A 23210-nucleotide genomic window follows, 5' to 3' on the forward strand; every position below is an offset into this window, starting at 1 on the left:
TCCCGAGCGTGCGAGGGATGAGGAGGACGGGGTCCTTATAGGGTCGCTGCCGTGCCCGCCCCCGAGACCTCCGCGCGGGCGCGGGTCGTCGTCCTGCTCTCGGGCACCGGGTCGCTGTGCGAGGCGCTGCTGACCGCCGCGGAGGACCCGGGCTACCCGGCCACCGTGGTCGCCGTCGGTAGCGACCGCGACGCCCCAGGGCTCGAGCACGCGCGGTGCCGTGGCATCCCGACCTTCACCTGCGCGCTGCGCGACCACCCCGACCGCGGCGCCTGGGACCGCGCGCTGGCCGCCGCCATCGCCGCGCACCGGCCCGATCTCGTCGTCTCCGCCGGGTTCATGAAGATCGTCGGCCCGGCCGTGCTCGACGGCTTCGGCGGCCGCCTGCTCAACACCCACCCCGCGCTGCTGCCGGCCTTCCCCGGCGCGCACGCCGTTCGCGACGCGCTGACCGCCGGCGTCGACGTCACCGGCAGCACCGTGCACTGGGTGGACGCCGGCGTCGACACCGGACCGGTGATCGCCCAGCGGGAGGTGCCCGTGCTCCCCGGGGACGACGAGGCCCGGCTGCACGAACGGATCAAGGACGTGGAGCGCGAGCTCCTGGTGGAGACGGTGGCGCGCGTGGTCACCGGCCTCGGCACCGAGACCACGGAGGACCCCCGATGAGCGACCGCACCCCGGTCCGCATGCCCATCCGCAGAGCCCTGCTCGGCGTCTACGACAAGACCGGCATCGAGGAGCTGGCCCGCGGCCTCGCCGACGCCGGCGTCGAGCTGGTGAGCACCGGCGCGACCGCCCGCCGGATCGCCGACGCCGGGGTGCCGGTCACGCCGGTCGAGCAGGTCACCGGCTTCCCCGAGTGCCTGGACGGGCGGGTCAAGACGCTGCACCCGGCCGTGCACGCCGGCATCCTGGCCGACCGCCGCAGGCCCGAGCACGTGCAGCAGCTCGAGGAGCTCGGCATCGCGCCGTTCGACCTCGTCGTCGTCAACCTCTACCCGTTCACCGAGACGGTGGCCTCCGGTGCCGGCCAGGACGAGTGCGTGGAGCAGATCGACATCGGCGGCCCGGCCATGGTCCGCGCGTCGGCCAAGAACCACCCGTCGGTGGCCGTCGTCGTCGACCCGGCCCGCTACGGCGACGTCCTCGCCGCCGTCGCCGCCGGGGGCTTCACCTTGGCCGAGCGGCAGTCGCTGGCCGCCGCGGCCTTCCGGCACACCGCCGACTACGACATCGCGGTCGCCTCGTGGCTGGGCAACGTCGTCGCCCCCGACGACGACTCGGGGTTCCCGGGCTGGGTCGCCGCCGGCTGGCGGCGCGCCGACGTGCTGCGCTACGGCGAGAACCCGCACCAGCGGGCGGCGCTGTACCGCAGCGACCGGCCCGGGTTGGCGCACGCCGAGCAGCTGCACGGCAAGCAGATGTCCTACAACAACTACGTCGACACCGACGCCGCGTGGCGGGCCGCGCACGACCACGCCGACCCCTGCGTGGCGATCATCAAGCACGCCAACCCCTGCGGCATCGCCGTCGGCACCGACATCGCCGCAGCCCACCGCAAGGCGCACGCGTGCGACCCGGTCTCGGCCTTCGGCGGCGTGATCGCGGCCAACCGCGAGGTCGACCTCACCACGGCCGAGCAGGTGGCCGAGGTGTTCACCGAGGTCGTCGTCGCGCCGTCCTTCACCGAGGACGCGCTGCAGGTGCTCACCGCGAAGAAGAACATCCGGCTGCTGCGCCTGGCCGAGGTGGCCCCGCCGGGAACCGAGATGCGCCCGATCAGCGGCGGGCTGCTGGTCCAGAGCGTCGACCGCATCGACGCCCCCGGCGACGACCCCACCACCTGGACCCTCGCCACCGGCGAGCCGCTGGATGCCGCCGGCCTCGACGACCTGGTGTTCGCCTGGCGCTCGGTCCGCGCGGTGAAGAGCAACGCCATCCTCCTGGCCCACGACAAGGCCACGGTCGGCGTCGGCATGGGCCAGGTGAACCGGGTGGACTCCGCCCGGCTGGCCGTCGCGCGGGCGGGGGAGCGGGCCGCCGGCTCGGTCGCCGCCTCCGACGCCTTCTTCCCGTTCGCCGACGGCCTCCAGGTGCTGCTCGACGCCGGGGTCCGGGCGGTCGTGCAGCCCGGCGGATCGGTGCGCGACGAGGAGGTCGTCGCGGCCGCGGCCGCCGCCGGCATCCCGGTCTACCTGACCGGCACCCGCCACTTCGCCCATTGAGGTCCCGTCCAGAGGCTCATCCTGAGCCTGCGGAGGGTGAGGGGGACGGGGTCCTTCGACCCCCCACCCCTCGGAGAAGGACCCCGTCCCCCTCACCGCTCGCAGGCTCGCGATGAGCCTCCGGACGCGGCCGACCGGCACGGGGCCGCGGCCGCACGTCCGGCCGCCCGAGGCCGGCGCGGTCGTCGAGGGGGCCGACTACGCCCGGATCGACTGGTGGGGCGCCGAGCTCGACGGCGTCACCTTCACCCGCTGCCGGTTCGAGGACGCCGGGCTGGAGGAGCTGGTCACCCGGCGGTGCGTCTTCGACTCGTGCGTGCTCACCGGGGTGCGGATGGGCGGTGCCGAGCACCTGGGGACGGCCTTCCTCTCCTGCCGCTTCGACCGCGCCCGGCTGTTCGACGTCACCTGGGACGGCTGCAAGCTCACCGGCTCGCAGTTCCCCGGTGCGCAGCTGCGCCCGATGACCACGACCGACAGCGACTGGAGCTGGACGTCGCTGCGCGGCGCCGACCTCTCCGGGGTGGTGCTGGCCGGTCAGCGGTTCCGGGAGGCCGACCTGACCGACGTCGACCTGCGCGAGTCCGACCTCACCGGTGCCGACCTCGACCGGGCCCGGCTGCAGGGCGCGAAGCTGCGCGGGGCCGACCTGCGCGGCGCCTCGACCGACGCGGTCGACTGGCGGGCGTTCGAGCTGACCGGCGTGCAGCTCGACCTCGTCCAGGCCGTCCAGGTCGCCCGCGCCCACGGCGCCCTCGTGGTGGACTGATCACCTCCAGCGGGGGCCGGTGAACAGGGCCTTCAGCGCGCCGAGCAGGCCGAGCGCCGGGACGGCCACGGCAAACCAGAACCCGGTGTCGATGGTGTCCAGGTCCCAGCCCTCGGCAGCCAGCGGCACCAGGACCCCGGCTCCGGCCACCAAGCTGACCAGCAGCGCCAGCACCCCGAGGAAGCGGTGCGAGTGGGCCGGGAGGACGACGAGCAGGCCCAGCAGGAACAGCACCGCGCCACCCAGGACGACGGCCATCGGCTGCCAGAACCCGTTGTCGAACAGCGCCGCGACACCGCCGTCGGCGGCATCGTCGAAGCCGCGGCGGACCAGGTCCCAGCCGGTCAGGTCGCTCACCGGGAGCCAGCGCAGCAGCAGGCTGACCCCCGCGGCGATGCCGGCCAACAGCAGCAGCAGGCTGGCCAGGCTGTCCGGGCGCCGCACCCGGACCGGCGTGGTCGAGTACTCCGGGGCTGGGCGCGGGGCGTACCCCGGGGGCGGCGGAGGTGGGCCGCCGGCGTAGCCGGGGCCGCCGGCCCCCACCGGCGCGCCGACCGGCTGCATGCCGGGGATCGTCTGTTCCCGCCAGTCAGCGGTGCCCCGCGTCCCGGGGGCCGGGGACTGCTCGCGCTCGCTCATCTGCACTCCTCGCGCAACAGCGGGCGCGGGAGGCGCCCGCACCTGCGAGCCTAGGGCGGGGTGGCTCGTGCCGGACCCCTCTCCGGCAGACTGTCGGCCGTGCAGGCGACGACTCTCGACGGCAAGGCCACCGCAGCAGCCATCCGCGCCGAGCTCACCGAGCGGGTCGCTGCCCTGACCGCGGCCGGTCACCAGCCGGGCCTGGGCACGCTGCTGGTCGGCGACGACCCCGGCAGCCGCTGGTACGTCAACGCCAAGCACAAGGACTGCGCCCAGGTCGGCATCGCGAGCATCCAGCGCGAACTGCCAGCGACCGCGACGCAGGACGACGTCCTCGCCGTCGTCGACGAGCTGAACGCCGACCCGGCCTGCACCGGCTACATCGTCCAGCTGCCGCTGCCGAAGGGCATCGAGGAGAGCGTCGTCCTCGAGCGGATGGACCCGGCCAAGGACGCCGACGGCCTGCACCCGGTCAACCTCGGCCGGCTGGTGCTCAACGTCCCGGGCCCGCTGCCGTGCACGCCGGTCGGCATCGTGGAGCTCCTGCGCCGCCACGACGTCCCGATCGCCGGTGCCGAGGTCGTCGTCGTCGGCCGCGGCATCACCGTCGGCCGGCCGCTGGGTCTGCTGCTCACGCGCCGGACCGAGAACGCCACCGTGACGCTCTGCCACACCGGCACCCGCGACCTGGCCGCGCACCTGCGCACCGCCGACATCGTGGTCGCCGCCGCCGGCGTCCCGGGCCTGGTCACGAAGGACGTCGTCAAGCCCGGCGCCGCCGTCCTCGACGTGGGCGTCAGCCGGGTCGACGGCAAGATCGCCGGGGACGTCGCCCCGGACGTCGTCGAGGTCGCGGGCCACGTCGCCCCGAACCCCGGCGGGGTGGGCCCGATGACCCGCGCGATGCTGCTGCAGAACGTCGTCCTGGCCGCTGAGCAGGCCGCCGCCGCGGACGTCCTCTCGGCCTGATGACCCGCCCGCCGCTCTACACCCGCCGGCCGTTCCTGGCCGGCCTGCTGCGGCAGCTGCCGCTGCTGGCGGTGCTGCTCGCGGTGGGCGTCGGGCTGCTCATGGTCACCTTCGAGCACTGGCGGCGGGGGCTGGTCGTCGTCGGCCTGGCGCTGGTCGGCGCCGGTGTGCTGCGGCTGTTGCTCCCCCTGCGCCGGCTCGGCTTCCTCGCCGTCCGCAGCCGTCCGGTGGACGTCGTCCTGCTGGTCGGCGTCGGGGTCACGCTGACCGCCTTCGCGCTGGCGATCCCGGGCGCCTGAGGAAGGACCCCCTTGTCCCCGCCACTCGCGGGCTCGCGGCGGGGCCCTGCACGGGGGCCCCACCCTTCCCCCCCACCCCTCGCGAGCTCGGGTGGGCCCCTGAAGGGCGGCCGCCCTCGCCCCTGCCACTCGCAGGCTCGCGGCGGGGCCCTGCACGGGGGCCGCACCCCGACCGGGCGCGGTACCCCGCCCAGCGATAGGTTGGCCGCCATGGCAGAGCAGCCCAGGAACGGCAAGGTGACCGTCGTCGGTGCCGGGTTCTACGGCTCGACCACCGCCCTCCGTCTCGCGGAGTACGACGTCTTCGAGACCGTCGTGCTCACCGACATCGTCGAGGGCAAGCCCGAGGGCCTGGCCCTCGACATGAACCAGTCCCGCCCCATCGAGGGCTTCGAGACGAAGGTCGTCGGCGTCGGCGGGGGGTCCTACGAGGGCACCGAGGGCTCCGACGTCGTCGTCATCACCGCGGGCCTGCCCCGCAAACCCGGCATGAGCCGGATGGACCTCATCGAGACCAACGCCAAGATCGTGCGCCAGGTCGCGGAGAACATCGCGCAGACCTCGCCGGACGCCGTGGTCATCGTGGTGTCCAACCCGCTGGACGAGATGACCGCGCTGGCCCAGCTGGCCACCGGCTTCCCCAAGAACCGGGTGATGGGCCAGGCCGGCATGCTCGACACCGCCCGGTTCACCAACAACGTCGCCGAGGAGCTCGGCGTCCCGGTGGGCTCGGTGCGCACCCTGACCCTCGGCTCGCACGGCGACACGATGGTGCCGGTGCCCTCGCGCTGCACCGTCGACGGCAAGCCGCTGTCCGACGTCCTGCCGGCCGACCGCATCGAGCACCTCGTCGACCGGACCCGCAACGGCGGGGCCGAGGTCGTGGCCCTGCTCAAGACCGGCTCGGCCTACTACGCCCCGTCCGCGGCCGCCGCACGCATGGCGCGCGCGGTCATGGAGGACTCCGGTGCGGTCATGCCGGTGTGTGCCTGGGTCGACGGCGAGTACGGCATCTCCGGGGTCTACCTCGGGGTCGAGGCCGAGATCGGCCGCGAGGGCGTGCGCCGCGTGGTCGAGGGCGACCTGACCGAGAGCGAACTGGCCGGGCTGCGCGAGGCGGCCGAGGCCGTGCGCGCCAAGCAGGCCGACGTAGCCGACCTCTGAGCCGAACCGGCTCGGAGCATGTAGAGAGGGACCCGCACGTGGCGAAGATCAAGGTCGAGGGCACCGTCGTCGAGCTCGACGGCGACGAGATGACCCGGATCATCTGGCAGTTCATCAAGGACCAGCTGATCCTCCCGTACCTCGACGTCAACCTCGAGTACTACGACCTGGGCATCGAGAAGCGCGACGAGACCGACGACCAGATCACCGTCGACGCCGCGAACGCGATCAAGCAGCACGGCGTCGGCGTCAAGTGCGCGACCATCACCCCCGACGAGGCGCGGGTCGAGGAGTTCGGCCTCAAGCGGATGTACCGGTCGCCCAACGGGACGATCCGCAACATCCTCGGCGGCGTCATCTTCCGCGAGCCGATCATCATGTCCAACGTGCCGCGGCTCGTGCCGGGCTGGACCAAGCCGATCGTCGTCGGCCGTCACGCCTTCGGTGACCAGTACCGCGCCACCGACTTCCGCTTCCCGGGCGAGGGCACCCTGACGGTGACCTTCACGCCCAAGGACGGTTCCGCGCCGATCGAGCACGAGGTCTTCCAGTCGCCCGGCGCCGGCGTCGCCCTGGCGATGTACAACCTCGACGAGTCCATCCGCGACTTCGCCCGGGCCTCGATGAACTACGGCCTGCAGCGCGGCTACCCGGTCTACCTGTCGACCAAGAACACGATCCTCAAGGCCTACGACGGCCGCTTCAAGGACCTGTTCGCCGAGGTCTTCGAGGCCGAGTTCAAGGACGAGTTCGACGAGGCCGGCATCACCTACGAGCACCGGCTCATCGACGACATGGTGGCGGCCTCGCTCAAGTGGGAGGGCGGGTACGTCTGGGCCTGCAAGAACTATGACGGTGACGTGCAGTCCGACACCGTCGCGCAGGGCTTCGGCTCGCTGGGCCTGATGACCTCGGTGCTGATGAGCCCCGACGGCCGCACCGTCGAGGCCGAGGCCGCCCACGGCACGGTCACCCGGCACTTCCGGCAGCACCAGCAGGGCAAGGAGACCTCGACCAACCCGATCGCGTCGATCTTCGCCTGGACCCGGGGCCTCGCGCACCGCGGCAAGCTCGACGACACCCCCGAGGTGACCCGGTTCGCCGAGACCCTGGAGCGGGTCTGCATCGAGACCGTCGAGAGCGGTCAGATGACCAAGGACCTGGCGCTGCTGATCTCCAAGGACAGCCCGTGGCTGACCACCCAGGACTTCCTGGCGGCCATCGACAGCAACCTGCAGAAGGCCATGGCATAGAGGAAGGACCACCCTTCCCCCACGCCTCGTAGGAGGACCCCGTCCTCCCCACCCCTCGTGAAGTTCCAGCGCGTCACCAACGGCGGCCCCCTCACCTCGCGGTGAGGGGGCCGCCGTTCACGGTGAGGGGGCCGCCGTGCGTCAGGCGACGTAGGCCGCGAGGTGCTCGCCGGTGAGGGTGGAGCGGGCGGCGACGAGGTCGGCGGGTGTGCCCTCGAAGACGATCCGGCCGCCGTCGTGGCCGGCGCCGGGGCCGAGGTCGATGATCCAGTCGGCGTGCGCCATGACCGCCTGGTGGTGCTCGATGACGACGACCGACTTCCCGGAGTCGACGAGCCGGTCGAGCAGCCCGAGCAGGTTCTCGACGTCGGCGAGGTGCAGGCCGGTGGTCGGCTCGTCGAGGACGTAGACGTCGCCCTTCTCCGCCATCTGAGCGGCCAGCTTCAGCCGCTGCCGCTCGCCGCCGGACAGCGTGGTGAGCGGCTGGCCGAGGGTGAGGTAGCCGAGCCCGACGTCGGCGAGCCGGTCCAGGATCGTGTGGGCGGCCGGCGTACGCGCCTCACCGGCCCTGAAGAACTCCTCGGCCTCGGTCACGGGCATCGCGAGCACCTCGGCGATGTTGCGGCCGCCCAGCGTGTACTCCAGCACCGACGCCTGGAACCGCTTCCCGTCGCACTCCTCGCAGGGGGACTCGACGGTGGCCATGACGCCCAGGTCGGTGTAGATGACGCCGGCGCCGTTGCACGTGGGGCAGGCGCCCTCGGAGTTGGAGCTGAACAGCGCCGGCTTCACACCGTTGGCCTTGGCGAACGCCTTGCGGATGGGCTCGAGCAGCCCGGTGTACGTCGCGGGGTTGCTGCGGCGCGAGCCGCGGATCGCACCCTGGTCGACCACCACCACGCCGTCCCGCGGCGCGACCGAGCCGTGGATCAGCGAGCTCTTGCCGGAACCGGCGACGCCGGTGATCACCGTGAGCACGCCGAGCGGGATGTCGACGTCGACGTCCTGCAGGTTGTGGGTGCCCGCGCCGCGCACCTCGAGGGCTCCCGAGGAGCTGCGCACCGCGGACTTCAGGGACACCCGGTGGTCGAGGTGCCGGCCGGTCAGCGTGCCGCTGGTCCGCAGACCGTCGACGGTGCCCTCGTACACCACCTCGCCACCGCCGGTGCCGGCGCCCGGGCCGAGGTCGACGACGTGGTCGGCGATCGCGATCGTCTCGGGCTTGTGCTCGACGACGAGCACGGTGTTGCCCTTGTCCCGCAGCTGCAGGAGCAGGTCGTTCATCCGCTCGATGTCGTGCGGGTGCAGCCCGATGGTCGGCTCGTCGAAGACGTAGGTGACGTCGGTGAGCGAGGAACCGAGGTGGCGGATCATCTTGGTGCGCTGCGCCTCGCCCCCGGAGAGGGTGCCGGCCGGCCGGTCGAGCGAGAGGTAGCCCAGCCCGATCCGCTCGAACGAGTCGAGCAGGTGCTGCAGTCCGGCGAGCAACGGGGCGATCGACGGCTCGTCGAGCTCCCGGATCCAGTCGGCGACGTCGCTGATCTGCATCGCGCAGAGGTCGGCGATGTTCTTGCCCCCGATCTTCGACGACCTGGCCTCCGGGGTGAGCCGCGTCCCGTCGCACTCGGGGCAGGTCTGGAACGTGATCACGCGCTCCACGAAGCGGCGGACGTGCGGCTGCAGCGCGTCGACGTCCTTGGAGAGCATCGACTTCTGGACCTTCGGGATCACGCCCTCGTACGTGAGGTTGACCCCCTCGACCTTGATCTTGGTCGGCTCCTTGTAGAGGAGGTCGTCCATCTCCTTCTCGGTGTACTTCCCGATCGGCTTGTCCAGGTCGAGGCCGATGCCCTGGAAGAGGCGCCCGTACCACCCCTCCATGCTGTAGCCCGGGACCATCAGACCGCCCTCGTTCAGGGACCTCGACTCGTCGTACAGGGCCGTGAGGTCGAAGTCCGAGACCGAACCCATGCCCTCGCAGCGCGGGCACATGCCGCCCATGTAGACCACGTCGCGCACCACGTTCTTCTCGACGCGGCCGCCGGCCTTCTCGGTGCTCATCACCCCGCTCGCCTTCCGCGTCGGGACGTTGAACGAGAACGCCGTGGGGGGACCGATGTGCGGCGTGCCGAGCCGGCTGAAGAGGATGCGCAGCATCGCGTTCGCGTCGGTGGCGGTGCCCACGGTGGAGCGGGGGTTGGCGCCCATCCGCTCCTGGTCGACGAGGATCGCCGTCGTCAGGCCCTCGAGGTAGTCGACCTCCGGCCGCGCGAGGGTCGGCATGAAGCCCTGCACGAACGCGCTGTAGGTCTCGTTGATCATCCGCTGCGACTCCGCGGCGATCGTGTCGAAGACCAGCGAGCTCTTGCCCGAGCCGGAGACCCCGGTGAACACGGTCAGCCGGCGCTTGGGGATCTCGACGCTGACGTCCTTTAGGTTGTTCACGCGCGCGCCGATCACCCGGATCAGGTCGTGGCGGTCGGCGGCGTGCACCTCGGTCGCCTGCGTGTCCGCCCTCGAGGCGATGCTCATCGTGTCTCCGTCCGTCGGGCCAGGCCGCCTCCGCTGACCGCGGCGACGGTCTGCTGTCTACCGGATCGACGGAGTCGGGCGGGCGGCGGAACACCCGTTCGGCGGACACCCGCCTCCGACCCCTGCAGCGGCCCCCTGCAGGGTCCCGCCGCGAGCCTGCGAGTGCCGGGGGCAGGGGGTCCTCTCTCAGACGCCGAAGAGCTGGGTCCACCAGGGGCCGCCGGGACCCTCGGCGACGCCCACACCGAGCTTCGTCAGCTCGCAGTCGAGGATGTTCGCGCGGTGGCCAGGGCTCCCCAGCCAGGCCTCCATCACCGCGGTCGCGTCGGCCTGGCCGAAGGCGATGTTCTCCGCCCGCGAGTAGTCGATGCCGGCCCGCTCGGCCCGGTCGAAGGGGGACAGGCCCTCCGGGCTGGTGTGCGAGAAGTAGTCGCGGTCGCGCATGTCCGCGCTGTGCGCCCGCGCCACCGCGGCCAGCGCCGGGTCGGCGGTCAGGGCACCGCAGCCGGCGTCGACCCGCGCCTCGTTGACCAGCGCGAGCACCGCGGCCTCTGCGGTGGGGTCCGCGGGGACGGCGGCCTGGGCCACCGGCGCCGGTTCGGTCTCCGCGTCGACGGCGGGCGCCTCGGCCTCGGCCTCGGACTCGGCCGCCGGCTCCTCGACGGGGACGGCGGCCTCCGACGCCTCGGCTGCCGCGGACCCGGTCACGGGAGCCGACGGGCTCACGGGGGACGGCGCCTCGACCGACGACGGAGCGGCGGGCGCCGCGGCCGAGGCCTGCGGCGCCGGGTCGCCGTCGACGCCCATCCGCACGAGCGGGTGGTCCACCGACCCGCCGGAGGACGATGACCCGCCCGAGCCGACCGTGTCGGGGACGGTGCCGGTGGGCGTCGGGATCGACTCGAGTGCCACCGGGTCGGTGAAGCTGGTCACGGCGCCGGACACCATGGGCGCTCCGACCGTCACGACGGCGACGGCGCCGACCACGAGGAGCAGGGGTACCAGGCGCGGGAGCCGGAGGAGGCGAGCCCACCGGGCGAGTGCTGCGGCGATGCGGGAAGAGAGCGGCGGACCCGCCTGCATGTGGTGCACGAGTGGTGGCCCTCACCAGGTGCTAGATCACGAATCGTTACTCTGGCAAGAGTAGACGTACGCGGAGCGTGATCGGCAGTGGGTGGTGGCCGAGGTCACTGTGGGCGGGCCGACCCCCCTCGGGTGGTGCCCTCGGGGGGAGGAGCGGGCAGCATGGACGTCGTCCCACTGCCCCGTTCGACAGGAGCACGCCGCCGGTGAGCGACGTCTGGCTCAACATCGTGATGGTCGTCGCCTTCGTCCTGATCGGCGGCGCCTTCTCAGGGGCGGAGATCGCGCTCGTCTCGCTCCGCGAGTCCCAGGTGCGGGCGATGGGCGAGAACGGCGGACGGCGCGGCAAGGCCGTGCAGCGCCTGCTCAGCGACCCCAACCGCTTCCTCGCCGCCGTCCAGGTCGGGGTGACCCTGGCCGGCTTCTTCTCCGCCGCCTTCGGTGCCAGCACCCTCTCCCGGCCGTTCGCCGCCTGGCTGGTCGGCCTGGGCGTGCGGGAGGGCCTCGCCGGCACGCTGGCCCTCGTGCTGGTCACCATCGCGATCAGCTACCTGTCACTCGTGGTCGGCGAGCTGACCCCCAAGCGCCTGGCGCTGCAGCGGGCCGAGGGCTTCTCCCTGCTGGTTGCCGCACCCCTCAACGCGATCGCCAAGCTCTCCCGCCCGGTCATCTGGTTGCTGTCGAAGTCGACGAACGTGCTGGTCCGGCTGCTCGGCGGCGATCCGGCGGCCAGCGGCGAGTCGATCAGCCAGGAGGAGCTGCGCGACCTCGTGACCGCGCACGAGTCGCTGACCTCCGACGAGCGCCGGCTCATCGGCGAGGTCTTCCGGGCCGGCGACCGCGAGGTCCGCGAGGTCATGACGCCGCGTACCGAGGTCGACTTCCTCGACGCGTCGATGACCGCCAGCCGCGCGGCCAAGCAGGTCTCCGACTCCAGCCACTCGCGCTACCCGGTCGTCGGCCGCGACGAGGACGACGTCCTGGGCTTCGTGCACGTGCGCGACCTGCTCCTGCCCAACCACCCGGCCGGCCGCGCCGCGACCGTCGGCGATCTGGTCCGCGACGTCAAGCGGCTCCCGGGCACCGCCGGCGTCCTCACCGCCCTGTCGGAGATGCGGCGGGAGAACCACCACCTCGCGATCGTCGTCGACGAGTACGGCGGCACCGACGGCATCGTCACCCTCGAGGACCTCATCGAGGAGGTCATCGGGGAGATCTACGACGAGTACGACGAGGACGTCTCCGGCGAGGGGGAGGAGCGCCCGGACGGGCCGCACGAGGTCGACGGGCTGCTCAACCTCGACGACTTCCGCGAGGTGACCGGGCTGCAGCTGCCCGAGGGTCCCTACGAGACCGTGGCCGGGTACGTGCTGGCCGAGCTGGGCCGGCTGCCCGTCGTCGGTGACAGCGTCGAGGTCGAGGGGCGCACGCTGACGGTCCTCGACCTCGACGGACGGCGGATCGCGCGGATCTCGGTCAGCCGCGCGTCGGAGCCCGAGATCGACCCCGCGCAGGTGCCGACCACGACGATCGGCACGTGAAGGACCCCGTCCTCCCCACTCCTCGTTGGAGGACCCCGTCCCTCCCACCCCTCGCAGGCTCGGGGCGAGCCTCCGGATGGGGCTGCGGGACCCTGCACGGGGGCCGGACCCTCCCCTGGACGGGCCGGCTCAGGCGCGTTTCTGGGCGGTCTCCCAGGCGTCGCGCACGATGCCGGCCAGGTCGGTGTGCCTCGGCGTCCAGCCCAGGTCGCCGCGGATCTTGTCGCTGGAGGCGACCAGCTGCGCGGGATCCCCGGCCCGCCGCTGCCCGACCTCGACCGGCACCGGGTGGCCGGTGACCTCGCGAACGGCGTCGATCACCTGCTGCACCGAGAAGCCCGTGCCGTTGCCCAGGTTGTAGATGCGGTGCTCGCCGGGGGCCGGGGCGGAGAGCGCCAGCAGGTGGGCGTCGCTGAGGTCCTCGACGTGGATGTAGTCGCGGATGCAGGTGCCGTCGGGCGTGGGGTAGTCCTCGCCGTAGATCGTCAGGTGGTCCCGCTGGCCGGCCACCACCTGCAGCGCGATCGGGATGAGGTGGGTCTCGGTGGTGTGCCGCTCGCCCAGGCCGTAGGCGGCACCGGCCACGTTGAAGTAGCGCAGGCTCACCGCCGCGAAGTCGTACGCGGCCGCGTAGGAGGTCAGCATCGCGTCGACGGCGAGCTTGGTGGCGCCGTAGGTGTTGGTGGGCCGGGTGGGGACGTCCTCGCGGATCGGCACCTGCTCGGGCTCGCCGTAGGTGGCCGCGGTGGAGGAGAAGACGATCCGGCGGCAGTCGGCCGCACGCATGGCCTCCAGCAGCGCCAGCGTGCCGGTCACGTTGGTGTCCCAGTAGATCTCCGGCTTGACCTGCGACTCACCGACCAGGCTCTTGGCCGCGAAGTGCAGCACCGCCTCCGGGCGGACCTCGGCCAGCACCGGCGCGGAGTCGTGCAGCGACGCCTGCACGAACCGCGCACCCGAGGGGACGGCGTCGGCGTGCCCGGTCGACAGGTCGTCGAGGACGGTCACCTCGTGCCCGCCCTCCAGGAGGGCCGCCGTGACTACGCTGCCGATGTAGCCGGCTCCACCGGCGACGAGAACGCGCATGCGCCCACCCTAGATCCGCGCGCGGCCACCCACCGTCGCGACGCGGAGCCGCGGTCAGGAGGTCCCGACGTGGTCAGCGCACGACCGGCGGTGCAGCAGCTGCCCGCCTACCGGCCGGGGCGCAACCCCGCCGACCTCGCGCGGGAGATCGGCGTCGAGCAGGCGGTCAAGCTGGCCAGCAACGAGGTGGCGTTCCCGCCGCTGCCGGCCGTCGTCGAGGCGATCGCGGCCGCGGCGGCGGAGACCAACCGCTACCCCGACAACGGCGCCGTCGTCCTCACGGCCGCCCTGGCCGAGCGCTACGGCGTCGACCCCGCCCAGGTGGTGACCGGCTGCGGCGCGGTGATGCTCTGCCAGCAGCTGGCGCAGTCGTTCAACGACCCCGGCACGAGCATCGCCTTCGCCTGGCGGTCGTTCGAGATGTACCCGCTGCTCGCGCAGGTGGCCGGGGCCCGGTCGATCCAGGTGCCGCTGGTGCCCGGCCGTCCGGACGGCCCGGCCGACACCCACGACCTCGGGGCGCTGGCGGCCGCGGTCGACGACAGCACCCGGGTGGTCTTCGTCTGCAACCCGAACAACCCCACCGGGACGGCGGTCCGCCGGACCGAGCTCGAGCGCTTCCTCGACGCCGTCCCCGCCGACACGCTCGTCGTCCTCGACGAGGCCTACCGCGAGTTCATCACCGACCCCGACGTCCCCGACGGGTTGGAGCTTATGCGCGGGCGGCCCAACGTCGCGGTGCTGCGCACGTTCTCCAAGGCCTGGGGGCTGGCCGGGCTGCGGGTCGGCTACCTGGTCGCCGAGGACCCCGCGGTCGCCGACGCGGTGCGCCGGACGCACGTGCCGTTCAGCGTCTCCAGCCTCGCCCAGGCCGCCGCGGTCGCCGCGCTGGCCAGCGAGGACGAGGTCCGTCGGCGCTGTGCCGCGGTCACCGCCGAGCGGGCACGGCTCACCGCCGCGCTGCGCGAGCGCGGCCTCGACGTGTCCGACAGCCAGGCCAACTTCGTCTGGCTGTCGGTGGGGGAGGAGGCCGCGGGACTGGCTGCCGCGCTGGAGTCCCGAGCGGTCATCACCCGGCCGTTCGCCGGGGAGGGGATCCGGGTGACCGTCGGCACGCCCGAGGAGGACGACGTCCTGCTCGCCGCGCTGGACCAGGTCCGGTCGGCCGCTCTCGTCGGCGGGACCCGCCGCCGGTGACGAGGGCGTTCGGGACGTGTGGCGCCACGCCCCGGGATCGGCTGGTTTGATGGCCGACGTGCCTCTTCCCCGTGTGCTCTCCGGCATCCAGCCGACGGCGGGCTCGTTCCACCTCGGGAACCACCTGGGCGCACTGCGGCAGTGGGTGCGGCTGCAGGAGGACACCGAGGCCTTCTACTGCGTCGTCGACCTGCACGCGATCACCGTCGCCCAGGACCCGGCGGAGCTGCGGCGCAACACCCTCGTCTCGGCGGCCCAGTTGCTGGCCCTCGGCGTCGACCCGGAGCGCAGCACGCTCTTCGTGCAGAGCCACGTGCCCGAGCACCTGCAGCTGTCCTGGGTGCTGGAGTGCCTGACCGGGTTCGGCGAGGCCAGCCGGATGACGCAGTTCAAGGACAAGAGCCAGCGCGAGGGCACCTCCGGCACCTCGGTCGGGCTGTTCACCTACCCGGTGCTCATGGCCGCCGACATCCTCGTCTACCAGGCCGACCAGGTGCCGGTCGGGGACGACCAGCGCCAGCACCTGGAGCTCACCCGCGACCTCGCGACCCGGTTCAACGGCCGCTTCGGCGACACCTTCCCGCTGCCCGAGGGGATCATCCCGGCGGGGGCGGCGCGGGTCATGGACCTGCAGTCCCCGGACAAGAAGATGAGCAAGAGCCTCCCGCCGGCCGGCTGCGTCTTCCTCCTCGACGACCCCAAGGTGACCGCCAAGAAGATCCGCTCGGCGGTCACCGACACCGGCCGCGAGGTCGTGGCCGACCCGGTGGGGAAGCCGGGGATCACCAACCTGCTGACCATCCACAGCGCGCTGTCGGGCACGCCGATCCCCGAGCTGGAGGAGCGGTTCGCCGGCCGCGGCTACGGCGACCTCAAGAAGGAGCTGGCCGAGGTCGTCGTCGACTTCGTGACGCCGGTCCGCCAGCGCACCCAGGAGCTGCTCGACGACCCCGCGGAGCTGCAGCGCATCCTGGCGCAGGGTGCGGCCCGCGCTCGCGAGGTCGCCGTCCCCACGGTCGCCGACGTCTACGACAAGGTCGGCTTCCTGCCACCCGCAGGAGCGCCCGCGTGAACGACGACACCTTCGTCCCGCGCAGCCGCAGCGCCGCGCAGACCGCCGTCCTCGGCGTCGTCGTCCCCATCCCGGAGCCTTGGTCGCAGCTGTTCGTCGACTGGCGGGCCAAGGTCGGTGACCCGCAGGCCACCTCGGTGCCGCCACACGTCACGCTGCTGCCGCCGACCGAGGTTCCGCTGGCCGACCGGCCGGTGATCAGCGCCCACCTGGCCGAGGTCGCGGCCAACCACCCGCCGTTCGACATGCACCTGTCGGGCACCGGGACGTTCGCGCCGGTCTCGGCGGTGGTGTTCGTGGCCGTGGCCCGCGGTATCGGCAACTGCGAACTCATCGCCAACGACGTCCGCCGCGGGCCGCTGGCGCGGTCGCTGTCCTACCCGTACCACCCCCACGTGACCGTGGCCCACGACGTCCCCGCCGACATGCTCGACCTGGCCTACTGCGGGCTGGCCGACATCTCCGCGGAGTTCCGCGTCGAGCACTTCACCGAGTTCGAGCAGACTCCCGACGGCGCCTGGGTGGTCGCCCACGAGTACCCCCTCACCGGCCCGCCGTTCTGAACGGAAGGGCCCCCTGCCCCCACCGCTCGTGAGAGGACCCCGTCCTCCTCACCACTCGCGAGCTCGCGGCGAGCCTCTGGACGGGCCGGGCGGGGCCCTGCAGGGGGCCGCTCCAGCACCGGAAGGACCGCCCTTCCCCCCGCGCCTCGCACGCTCGGCGCGGGACCCTGAAGGGTGGCCGCCGGGGCGCGCGGGGGGCGTTCTGCCCGCAGACTGGGGCGGGTGAGTGCCACCCGGACCGAGCGGTCCGCACCTGCGCCCGCCGGGGACCAGCCTCCCGGCGGCCGCTGGTCGCGGGTCACCCAGCTGCCCGGACGCTGGCAGGACCGCGTCGCCCGGCTGCGCCGCCGCCTCCCGTGGTTCGACCACCTGGCCCGCGCCGGCGGCCGCTACCAGCGCACCCAGGGCGACCTCATGGCCGCGGGCGTCACCTACTTCGTCTTCCTCGGCCTGGTGCCCGTGCTGCTGCTCGTCGCGTCGGTCATCGGGCTGGTCCTCGCCGGCAACGAGCTGCTGCAGCAGGAGCTCTACGCCACCATCCGCGAGAGCTTCCCCGGCTCGACCGGCGCGGAGATCACCGACGAGCTGGACGGCGCCGTCGGTTCAGCGGGGATCACCGGGCTCATCGGCCTGGTGGGCTTCCTCTACGCCGGGCTGCGTGCCATGGACAAGCTGCGCCTGGGCATGGAGCGGACCTGGAAGGGCCGCGTCGACGACCCGGAGTTCCTCCGCGACAACCTGCAGGACCTGCTGGCGCTGGCCGCCTTCGGCCTCGCCGGGCTGCTCAGCCTCGGCCTCACCGGCGGGGTCACCCGGGCCACGTCCTGGACGCTGGAGGCGCTGGGCCTCGAGCGCGCACCCGGCCTGTTCCTGCTCACCGCCGTGCTCGGGCTGGGGCTGGCCCTCCTCACCGACGTCGTCGTCTTCCTGTGGCTGCTGCGGGTCGTGCCCTCCATCTCGTACCCGCTGCGCCGGCTGCTGCCCGGGGCGCTGTTCGGCGCCGTCGGCTTCGAGGTGCTCAAGCTGGTGGGCAGCCTCTACCTGTCGCTGATCTCGGGCAGCGTGACGGCGTCGGCGTTCGGCGGCGCCGTCGGCATCCTGATCTGGATCAACGTCGTCTGCCGGTTCGCCTTCTTCACGGCCGCGTGGACGGCGACCCTGCCCCGGGTGCAGGGGGACGCGCGCGTGGTGGCCGAGGGCCGCGGGCCGGTGGTCCCGGCCGCGGACGGCCGGGGCGCTCCGGCGCCCGGCTGACCGGCGCGGGGACCACCTCGATCGCCCGGCGTACGCCGACCACCGTGGCGACGACGATGCCCGCGGCGGTCACGGCCAGCGACACCGGCACGAGCACGGACCGCCCGTCGTCCACGGCCGCGGGGGCCGGGGCGGCGGCCACGCCGGCCGGTCCGGGCCACGAGGTGGGGAGCAGCGGGGAGACCTCGGCGGCGGAGTCGACCAGCCGGCCCACGCCCGCGGTCGCCGGGGGCGTGGCGAAGCCCCAGTCCAGCAGCAGCGCGGCCTGGTCGGCGGCGCGCAGCGGCACGCTCTCGGTGCCCATCACGCTCACCACCAGCCGCCGCCCGTCCCGCTCGGCGGCGGTGACGAAGGTGTGCCGGGCGGCGTCGGTGAAGCCGGTCTTGCCGCCGAGGTTGCCGGGTGTGCCCGCCAGCGGGTTCTGGTTGTGGATCTGGAAGCCGGGGTAGCGGCCCTCGACCGCGGGCATCTCCGCGAGCCGCGTCCGCAGCAGCGCCACCGTGTCCGGGTCCTCGACCAACCGGCGGAAGACCAGGGCGAGGTCGTAGGGCGAGGAGGACTGACCGGCCACGTCCAGCCCGGACGGCGTCCCCGCGACGGTGTCGTAGGCGCCGATCGACTCGGCCATCTCGTTCATGGCGCGCACGGTGACGTCGGTGCCGCCCGCGGCGCGGGCCAGGGCGTTGGCCGCGTCGTTGCCCGACTGCATCACGAGTGCCTGGTAGAGCAGCGACACCGGGTAGCGCCCACCGGCGACCATGCCGACCCGGCTGCCCTCGACCGCCTCGTCCTCGACCGTGGCCTCGACGACCTCTGCCGGGTCCAGCAGCGGCAGGAGGGTCAGCAGGGTAAGGGCCTTCAGCGTGCTGGCCGGGTAGTAACGGCCGTGCGGGTCCCGGGCGGCCAGCACCGCGCCGCTGCCGGCGTCGGCCACCAGCCAGCCGGGCGCGACCACCTCGTCCGGCAGCGAGGGAGCCCCGTCCACCACGACGGTGCCGCGCGTGTCGAGCTCCTCACCGCCGACGGTCACCCCGCCGGGCCCGCTGCCCTGGGCTGGTCCGCCGGGCGGAGGTGCGGTGGGCGTGGGCGCGGACGGGTCGGCGGTCGGCCGGGTGTCCTCCGCCACCGCGGGCCCCGCGCCGCCCACCAGCAGCCCCGTCGCCAGCACCGCGGCGGCCAGCCGTGCCACCGGTCGTCGCATGGCGGGCACGCTAGCCCTCGGCCCGGCGTCGGCGGCGTGCGCGTGGCGCGGGCCACTGCGGTCGCGGCGTTGGCAACGATCCCGTCTCGGTCTCTCCGACGGGGTTCGGCGCAGATGCGGGGCGCGGTTAGCGTGCCGTCGTCGCGTGCTGTGGGAACCGGCGCCCGCCGGCAGTCACGCACGGACCCGACCCACCGGGACCGGCCGCCTCGTCCGTGCGGCCCGTCCCCCCAGAGAGGAGATCGTCTTGCGCCGAGCGCGGAGGATGAAGGCCGCGGCTCTGCTGCTGGCCGGCAGCATGGCCCTGGCGGCCTGTGCCAGCGACGAGCCCACCGGAGGCGGGGGCGGCGAGGGCGGTGGCGGCACCGCCACCGAGGAGCTGCGCGTCGGCCTGGCCTACGACACCGGCGGCCGCGGTGACCAGTCGTTCAACGACTCGGCGTACGCCGGTGCCTCGGCGGCCGTCGACGCCCTCGGCGGCGAGCTGCAGGAGCTCAGCCCCAACGAGGACGCCTCCAACCGCGTTCAGCTGCTGACCCAGCTGGCCGAGCAGGGCTTCAACCCGGTCATCGCCGTCGGCTTCGCCTACGACGACGTCATCGGCGAGGTGGCCCCGCAGTTCCCCGACACCACGTTCGCCCAGGTCGACGGCTCCAACGCGGACGGCGCCAAGGGCGACAACGTCACCGGCCTGGTCTTCGCCGAGGAGCAGGGGTCGTTCCTGGCGGGCGTGGCCGCGGCGCTGAAGAGCGAGAGCGGCCACATCGGCTTCGTGGGCGGCGTGCAGAGCCCGCTGATCGAGAAGTTCGAGGCTGGCTACGTGACCGGTGCGCAGGCGGTCAACCCGCAGATCACCATCGACCGGCAGTACATCTCCCCGGCGGGTGACGTCTCGGGCTTCGGTGACCCCGCCCGCGGTCAGATCATCGCCCAGGGCATGTACGACGCCGGGGCCGACATCGTCTACCACGCCGCGGGCGGCTCGGGCATCGGCGTCTTCCAGGCCGCCGCTGCCTCCGGCAACCGGGCGATCGGTGTCGACTCCGACCAGTACCTGACCGTCGGCGACCCCGCGCTGCAGGCAGTGATCATGACCTCGATGCTCAAGCGGGTCGACAACGCGGTGGAGCAGTTCATCAACGACTACTCCGAGGGCAACGTCCAGGGCGCCACCGACGTCCTCAACGACCTGTCCACCGAGGGCATCGACCTGGCCAGGTCCGGCGGCTTCATCGACGACATCCAGGGCGAGATCGACCAGTACAAGCAGCAGATCATCGACGGCACCATCACGGTCCCGACGACGGTCGAGTGACACCCGTGCGGGCGTTCCTGCACGACTGAACCACCCTGCGACGCGGGCCCGGGCGGCAGACGCCCGGGCCCGCGGTGCTCCGCGGCCCGGCGGGTGGGGCACCATACCCACGGCCCCCGGGCCCTGGTCCCGGCGGAGCGGCTGATCCCGCACGCCGGTGCCGTCCGTAGTGACCTCCCGCCCACCGGCGGGTCCACAGCGAGGAGATGCCGGCATGGCCCCAGCAGACTCGCCCGCAGACGGCTCCGCGGCGGGCGACGTCCCCCTCGCCGTCGAGCTGCGTGGGATCACCAAGCGCTTCCCGGGCGTGGTGGCGAACAAGGACATCGAGCTGCGGGTCCGCCGCGGTGAGGTGCACGCCATCGTGGGCGAGAACGGCGCGGGCAAGTCGACGCTGATGAAGACCCTCTACGGCGAGCACCGCCCGGACGAGGGCCAGATCCTCATCGACGGCCGCCCGGTCTCCTTCCGCAGCCCGTCGGACGCCATCGCGGCGGGCATCGGCATGGTCCACCAGCACTTCATGCTGGCCGACAACTTCACCGTCCTCGAGAACGTGATCCTGGGCAGCGAACCCACGAGGCGCGGCCGGCTGGACCGGACCGTGGCGCGCCGCCGCATCGAGGAGATCTCCGAGCGCTACGACCTGGGCCTGCAGCCCGACGCGCTCGTCGAGGACCTCGGCGTCGGCGACCGGCAACGCGTGGAGATCGCCAAGGTGCTCTACCGCGACGCCCGCATCCTGATCCTCGACGAGCCGACCGCGGTCCTGGTACCGCAGGAGGTCGACGAGCTGTTCGGCAACCTCGCCGAGCTCAAGCGCGAGGGCCTGACGGTCATCTTCATCTCGCACAAGCTCGACGAGGTCCGCCGGGTCGCCGACTCGATCACCGTGATCCGGCGCGGCACCACCGTCGGCACCGCCGACCCGCGGACGACGACGGCCAAGCAGCTGGCCGAGTTGATGGTCGGCGCCGAGCTGCCCACGCCGGAGACCCGCGAGTCCACCGTGCGCGAGACCCCGGTGCTGCAGATGGTCGGCGTGACGGTCACCGACGGCGCCCAGCGCCCCGTCGTGGACGACGTCACGCTCACCGTGCGCGAGGGCGAGGTCGTGGGCATCGCCGGCGTCGAGGGCAACGGCCAGGCCGAGCTCGTCGACGCGATCATGGGCCTGCGCCCGCTGGCCGCCGGGTCGGTGCTGCTCGGCGGGGAGGACGTCACCGCCTGGAGCACCCGTGCCCGGCGGGAGAGCGGCGTGGGCTTCATCCCCGAGGACCGGCACCGCCAGGGCATGCTGCTCGACGCGCCGCTGTGGGAGAACCGCATCCTCGGCCACCAGACCCGCCCGCCGGCGGTGAAGGGTCCGTTCATCGACCGCCGCGGCGCCCGGGCCGACACCGCTCGCATCATGCGCGAGTACGACGTCCGCGCCCCCGGGCCGGACACCCTCGCCGTCGCCCTCTCCGGTGGCAACCAGCAGAAGCTCATCGTCGGGCGCGAGATGAGCGCCCGGCCCCGGCTGCTCGTCGCCGCGCACCCGACCCGGGGCGTCGACGTCGGTGCCCAGGCGGTGATCTGGGAGCTGCTCAAGGACGCCCGCGCCGAGGGGCTGGGCATCGTGCTGATCTCCGCCGACCTCGACGAGCTGATCGGCCTGTCGGACACGCTGCACGTCATGCTGCGCGGCCGGCTCGTGGCCACCCTCGACCCGCGGCGGGTGACCCCCGAGGAGCTCGGCGGGCACATGACCGGTGCGCGGACGACGGCGGGTGCGGCATGAGCGGCCTCGTCCGCCGGGTGGGGCTGTCCCTGCTCGGCCCGGTGCTCGCCGTCCTCGTCGCGTTGGTGATCTCCGCGGCGGTCATCGCCCTCATCGGGGAGGACCCGCTCGCGGCGTTCCGGGTGATGGTCGACCTCGGAGACAGCCCCTCGCAGCAGGTGCAGTCGATCGTCGTGATCCTCAACCGGGCGGTGCCGCTGTTCCTCGCCGGCCTGGCCGTCGCCGTCGCGTTCCGGATGGGCCTGTTCAACATCGGCGTGGAGGGCCAGTACCGGCTGGCCACCATCCTGGCCGCCGCGGTCGGTGCGGCCGTGGTCCTGCCCGGCCCGCTGCACGTGCTGCTGATCGTCGTCGTGGCGATGGTGGTCGGCGCGCTGTGGGCCGGCATCGTCGGCGTGCTCAAGGTGACCCGCGGCGTGAGCGAGGTCATCAGCTCGATCATGCTGAACTTCATCGCGCTGGGCCTGGCGTCCTTCCTGCTCACCGGCCCGCTGCGCGGCAGCCCGCCGGGTGCCTCGATCATCACGACCGTCGAGATCCCCGAGTCCGGCCGGGTCCCGAGCCTCAACGGGTTGCTCACCGCACTGGGCCTGGCCACGCCGCGCAGCGGCCTGTACGGCTTCCTGGTGATGGCGCTCGTGGTGGGCGTCGTCGTGGCCGTGCTGCTCAAGCGCACCCGCTTCGGGTTCGACCTGCGCGCCACCGGCCTGTCGCCCTCGGCGGCCACCGCCAGCGGCGTCGACACCCGCGGCATGGTCGTCAAGACGATGCTCATCTCCGGCGCGATCGCCGGGCTGATCGGCCTGCCCGACCTGCTCGGCTCGCAGTACGACTACGGCACCGAGTTCACCGCCGGGCTGGGCTTCCTCGGCATCGCCGTCGCGCTGCTGGGCCGCAGCGCTCCGCTCGGCATCGCGCTGGCCGCGCTGCTGTTCGCCTTCCTCGACCGGGCCGCGCTCCCGCTGCAGTTCGCCGACATCCCGTCCTCGGTCGTGACGATCATCCAGGGCACGATCGTGCTGGCCGTCGTCATCGCCAACGAGATCGCCCGCCGACTGGCGCTGCGCTCGGCCGAGCGGGCCGGCGCGACGGCCGGCCCCGGCCCGCAGACCGACGGGGACGACGGCGTCCCCCCGCCCACCGCTCCGGACGGCGGACAACGGGTCCGCACCGGTGCCCCCGGCACCCCTGAGGACGTGCAGGCATGAACCAACCCCACGAGAACGCTCCGCTGGCGCTCCACGTCCTCGCGGGGGTCCTGG

The 23210-nt window shown here is 73.2% G+C and carries 20 protein-coding genes; 15 read left to right on the forward strand and 5 right to left on the reverse strand.

Translation table 11 applies throughout. The features are described 5' to 3' along the window. The first annotated feature begins 51 nt into the window (after positions 1–51). The 3 genes from purN (at position 52) to ACWIX7_RS16650 (ending at position 2997) form a co-directional block, all read left to right on the forward strand. A complete protein-coding gene (gene purN, locus ACWIX7_RS16640) occupies positions 52–669 on the forward strand; it encodes a phosphoribosylglycinamide formyltransferase (RefSeq protein WP_448617532.1) in 618 nt (205 codons plus the stop codon). Continuing rightward, entirely contained in the window at positions 666–2228 is a 1563-nt protein-coding gene (gene purH / locus ACWIX7_RS16645) for a bifunctional phosphoribosylaminoimidazolecarboxamide formyltransferase/IMP cyclohydrolase (RefSeq protein ID WP_448617533.1), read from the forward strand. The genes purN and purH overlap by 4 nt, the downstream gene beginning before the upstream one ends. A gap of 112 nt (positions 2229–2340) precedes the next feature. Next, a complete protein-coding gene (locus ACWIX7_RS16650; protein ID WP_448617534.1) occupies positions 2341–2997 on the forward strand; it encodes a pentapeptide repeat-containing protein in 657 nt (218 codons plus the stop codon). Here ACWIX7_RS16650 and ACWIX7_RS16655 read toward each other — a convergent pair whose 3' ends face one another. Further along, a complete protein-coding gene (locus tag ACWIX7_RS16655; RefSeq protein ID WP_448617535.1) occupies positions 2998–3636 on the reverse strand; it encodes a hypothetical protein in 639 nt (212 codons plus the stop codon). It abuts the gene before it with no gap. A 99-nt stretch (positions 3637–3735) separates the two neighbouring features. Here ACWIX7_RS16655 and ACWIX7_RS16660 point away from each other — a divergent pair, with 99 nt between their 5' ends. From ACWIX7_RS16660 to ACWIX7_RS16675, 4 genes are all read left to right on the forward strand, one after another. Next, the gene (locus tag ACWIX7_RS16660; protein WP_448617536.1) at positions 3736–4605 is read left to right on the forward strand and encodes a bifunctional methylenetetrahydrofolate dehydrogenase/methenyltetrahydrofolate cyclohydrolase; all 870 of its coding nucleotides are present in this window, start codon (positions 3736–3738) and stop codon (positions 4603–4605) included. After that, on the forward strand, positions 4605–4904 hold the full coding sequence (locus tag ACWIX7_RS16665) for a DUF3017 domain-containing protein (protein ID WP_448617537.1): 300 nt from the start codon (positions 4605–4607) through the stop codon (positions 4902–4904). Before ACWIX7_RS16660 ends, ACWIX7_RS16665 begins: the two co-directional genes overlap by 1 nt. Positions 4905–5114: 210 nt before the next feature. After that, the gene (gene mdh, locus ACWIX7_RS16670) at positions 5115–6068 is read left to right on the forward strand and encodes a malate dehydrogenase (RefSeq protein WP_448617538.1); all 954 of its coding nucleotides are present in this window, start codon (positions 5115–5117) and stop codon (positions 6066–6068) included. Between the two features lie 38 nt (positions 6069–6106). Then, positions 6107–7321 carry an NADP-dependent isocitrate dehydrogenase gene (locus ACWIX7_RS16675; RefSeq protein WP_448617539.1) on the forward strand — a complete coding sequence of 405 codons (1215 nt, stop codon included), beginning with the start codon at positions 6107–6109 and terminating at the stop codon, positions 7319–7321. Positions 7322–7462: 141 nt separating this feature from the next. Here ACWIX7_RS16675 and ACWIX7_RS16680 read toward each other — a convergent pair whose 3' ends face one another. Together ACWIX7_RS16680 and ACWIX7_RS16685 are read right to left on the reverse strand one after the other, a co-directional pair. Continuing rightward, positions 7463–9853 (reverse strand): ATP-binding cassette domain-containing protein, encoded by a 2391-nt coding sequence (locus tag ACWIX7_RS16680; protein ID WP_448617540.1) that lies wholly within the window; start codon positions 9851–9853, stop codon positions 7463–7465. 186 nt (positions 9854–10039) lie between these two features. After that, a complete protein-coding gene (locus ACWIX7_RS16685) occupies positions 10040–10786 on the reverse strand; it encodes a CAP domain-containing protein (protein WP_448617541.1) in 747 nt (248 codons plus the stop codon). A gap of 356 nt (positions 10787–11142) precedes the next feature. On the opposite strand from ACWIX7_RS16685, the gene ACWIX7_RS16690 reads away from it, so the two are divergent. Then, positions 11143–12477, forward strand: coding sequence for a hemolysin family protein (locus ACWIX7_RS16690; RefSeq protein ID WP_448617542.1), 1335 nt, complete (start codon positions 11143–11145; stop codon positions 12475–12477). Between the two features lie 129 nt (positions 12478–12606). Here the strand turns inward: ACWIX7_RS16690 and galE are convergent, their stop codons facing one another. After that, on the reverse strand, positions 12607–13563 hold the full coding sequence (gene galE, locus ACWIX7_RS16695; protein ID WP_448617543.1) for a UDP-glucose 4-epimerase GalE: 957 nt from the start codon (positions 13561–13563) through the stop codon (positions 12607–12609). Between the two features lie 69 nt (positions 13564–13632). Here galE and hisC point away from each other — a divergent pair, with 69 nt between their 5' ends. The 4 genes from hisC (at position 13633) to ACWIX7_RS16715 (ending at position 17649) form a co-directional block, all read left to right on the forward strand. Further along, positions 13633–14760 carry a histidinol-phosphate transaminase gene (gene hisC, locus ACWIX7_RS16700; protein ID WP_448617544.1) on the forward strand — a complete coding sequence of 376 codons (1128 nt, stop codon included), beginning with the start codon at positions 13633–13635 and terminating at the stop codon, positions 14758–14760. A 49-nt stretch (positions 14761–14809) separates the two neighbouring features. Next, complete coding sequence (gene trpS / locus ACWIX7_RS16705) at positions 14810–15832, forward strand: tryptophan--tRNA ligase (RefSeq protein WP_448617545.1); 1023 nt, start codon at positions 14810–14812, stop codon at positions 15830–15832. Further along, the gene (locus ACWIX7_RS16710) at positions 15829–16395 is read left to right on the forward strand and encodes a 2'-5' RNA ligase family protein (RefSeq protein WP_448617546.1); all 567 of its coding nucleotides are present in this window, start codon (positions 15829–15831) and stop codon (positions 16393–16395) included. Before trpS ends, ACWIX7_RS16710 begins: the two co-directional genes overlap by 4 nt. Before the next feature lie 222 nt (positions 16396–16617). Beyond that, positions 16618–17649 (forward strand): YihY/virulence factor BrkB family protein, encoded by a 1032-nt coding sequence (locus ACWIX7_RS16715; RefSeq protein ID WP_448617547.1) that lies wholly within the window; start codon positions 16618–16620, stop codon positions 17647–17649. Here ACWIX7_RS16715 and ACWIX7_RS16720 read toward each other — a convergent pair. Continuing rightward, complete coding sequence (locus ACWIX7_RS16720) at positions 17531–18850, reverse strand: D-alanyl-D-alanine carboxypeptidase family protein (RefSeq protein WP_448617548.1); 1320 nt, start codon at positions 18848–18850, stop codon at positions 17531–17533. The genes ACWIX7_RS16715 and ACWIX7_RS16720 overlap by 119 nt on opposite strands. A 247-nt stretch (positions 18851–19097) precedes the next feature. Between ACWIX7_RS16720 and ACWIX7_RS16725 the strand changes: the two genes are divergently transcribed. The 3 genes from ACWIX7_RS16725 to ACWIX7_RS16735 all read left to right on the forward strand — a co-directional run bounded on the left by ACWIX7_RS16725 (position 19098) and on the right by ACWIX7_RS16735 (position 23156). Continuing rightward, entirely contained in the window at positions 19098–20165 is a 1068-nt protein-coding gene (locus ACWIX7_RS16725; RefSeq protein ID WP_448617549.1) for a BMP family lipoprotein, read from the forward strand. A gap of 214 nt (positions 20166–20379) precedes the next feature. Further along, positions 20380–21948 carry an ABC transporter ATP-binding protein gene (locus tag ACWIX7_RS16730; protein WP_448617550.1) on the forward strand — a complete coding sequence of 523 codons (1569 nt, stop codon included), beginning with the start codon at positions 20380–20382 and terminating at the stop codon, positions 21946–21948. Continuing rightward, complete coding sequence (locus ACWIX7_RS16735) at positions 21945–23156, forward strand: ABC transporter permease (protein ID WP_448617551.1); 1212 nt, start codon at positions 21945–21947, stop codon at positions 23154–23156. The genes ACWIX7_RS16730 and ACWIX7_RS16735 overlap by 4 nt, the downstream gene beginning before the upstream one ends. The last annotated feature ends 54 nt before the right edge of the window (positions 23157–23210 follow it).

It is taken from the genome of Geodermatophilus sp. URMC 65 (genome assembly GCF_053502545.1).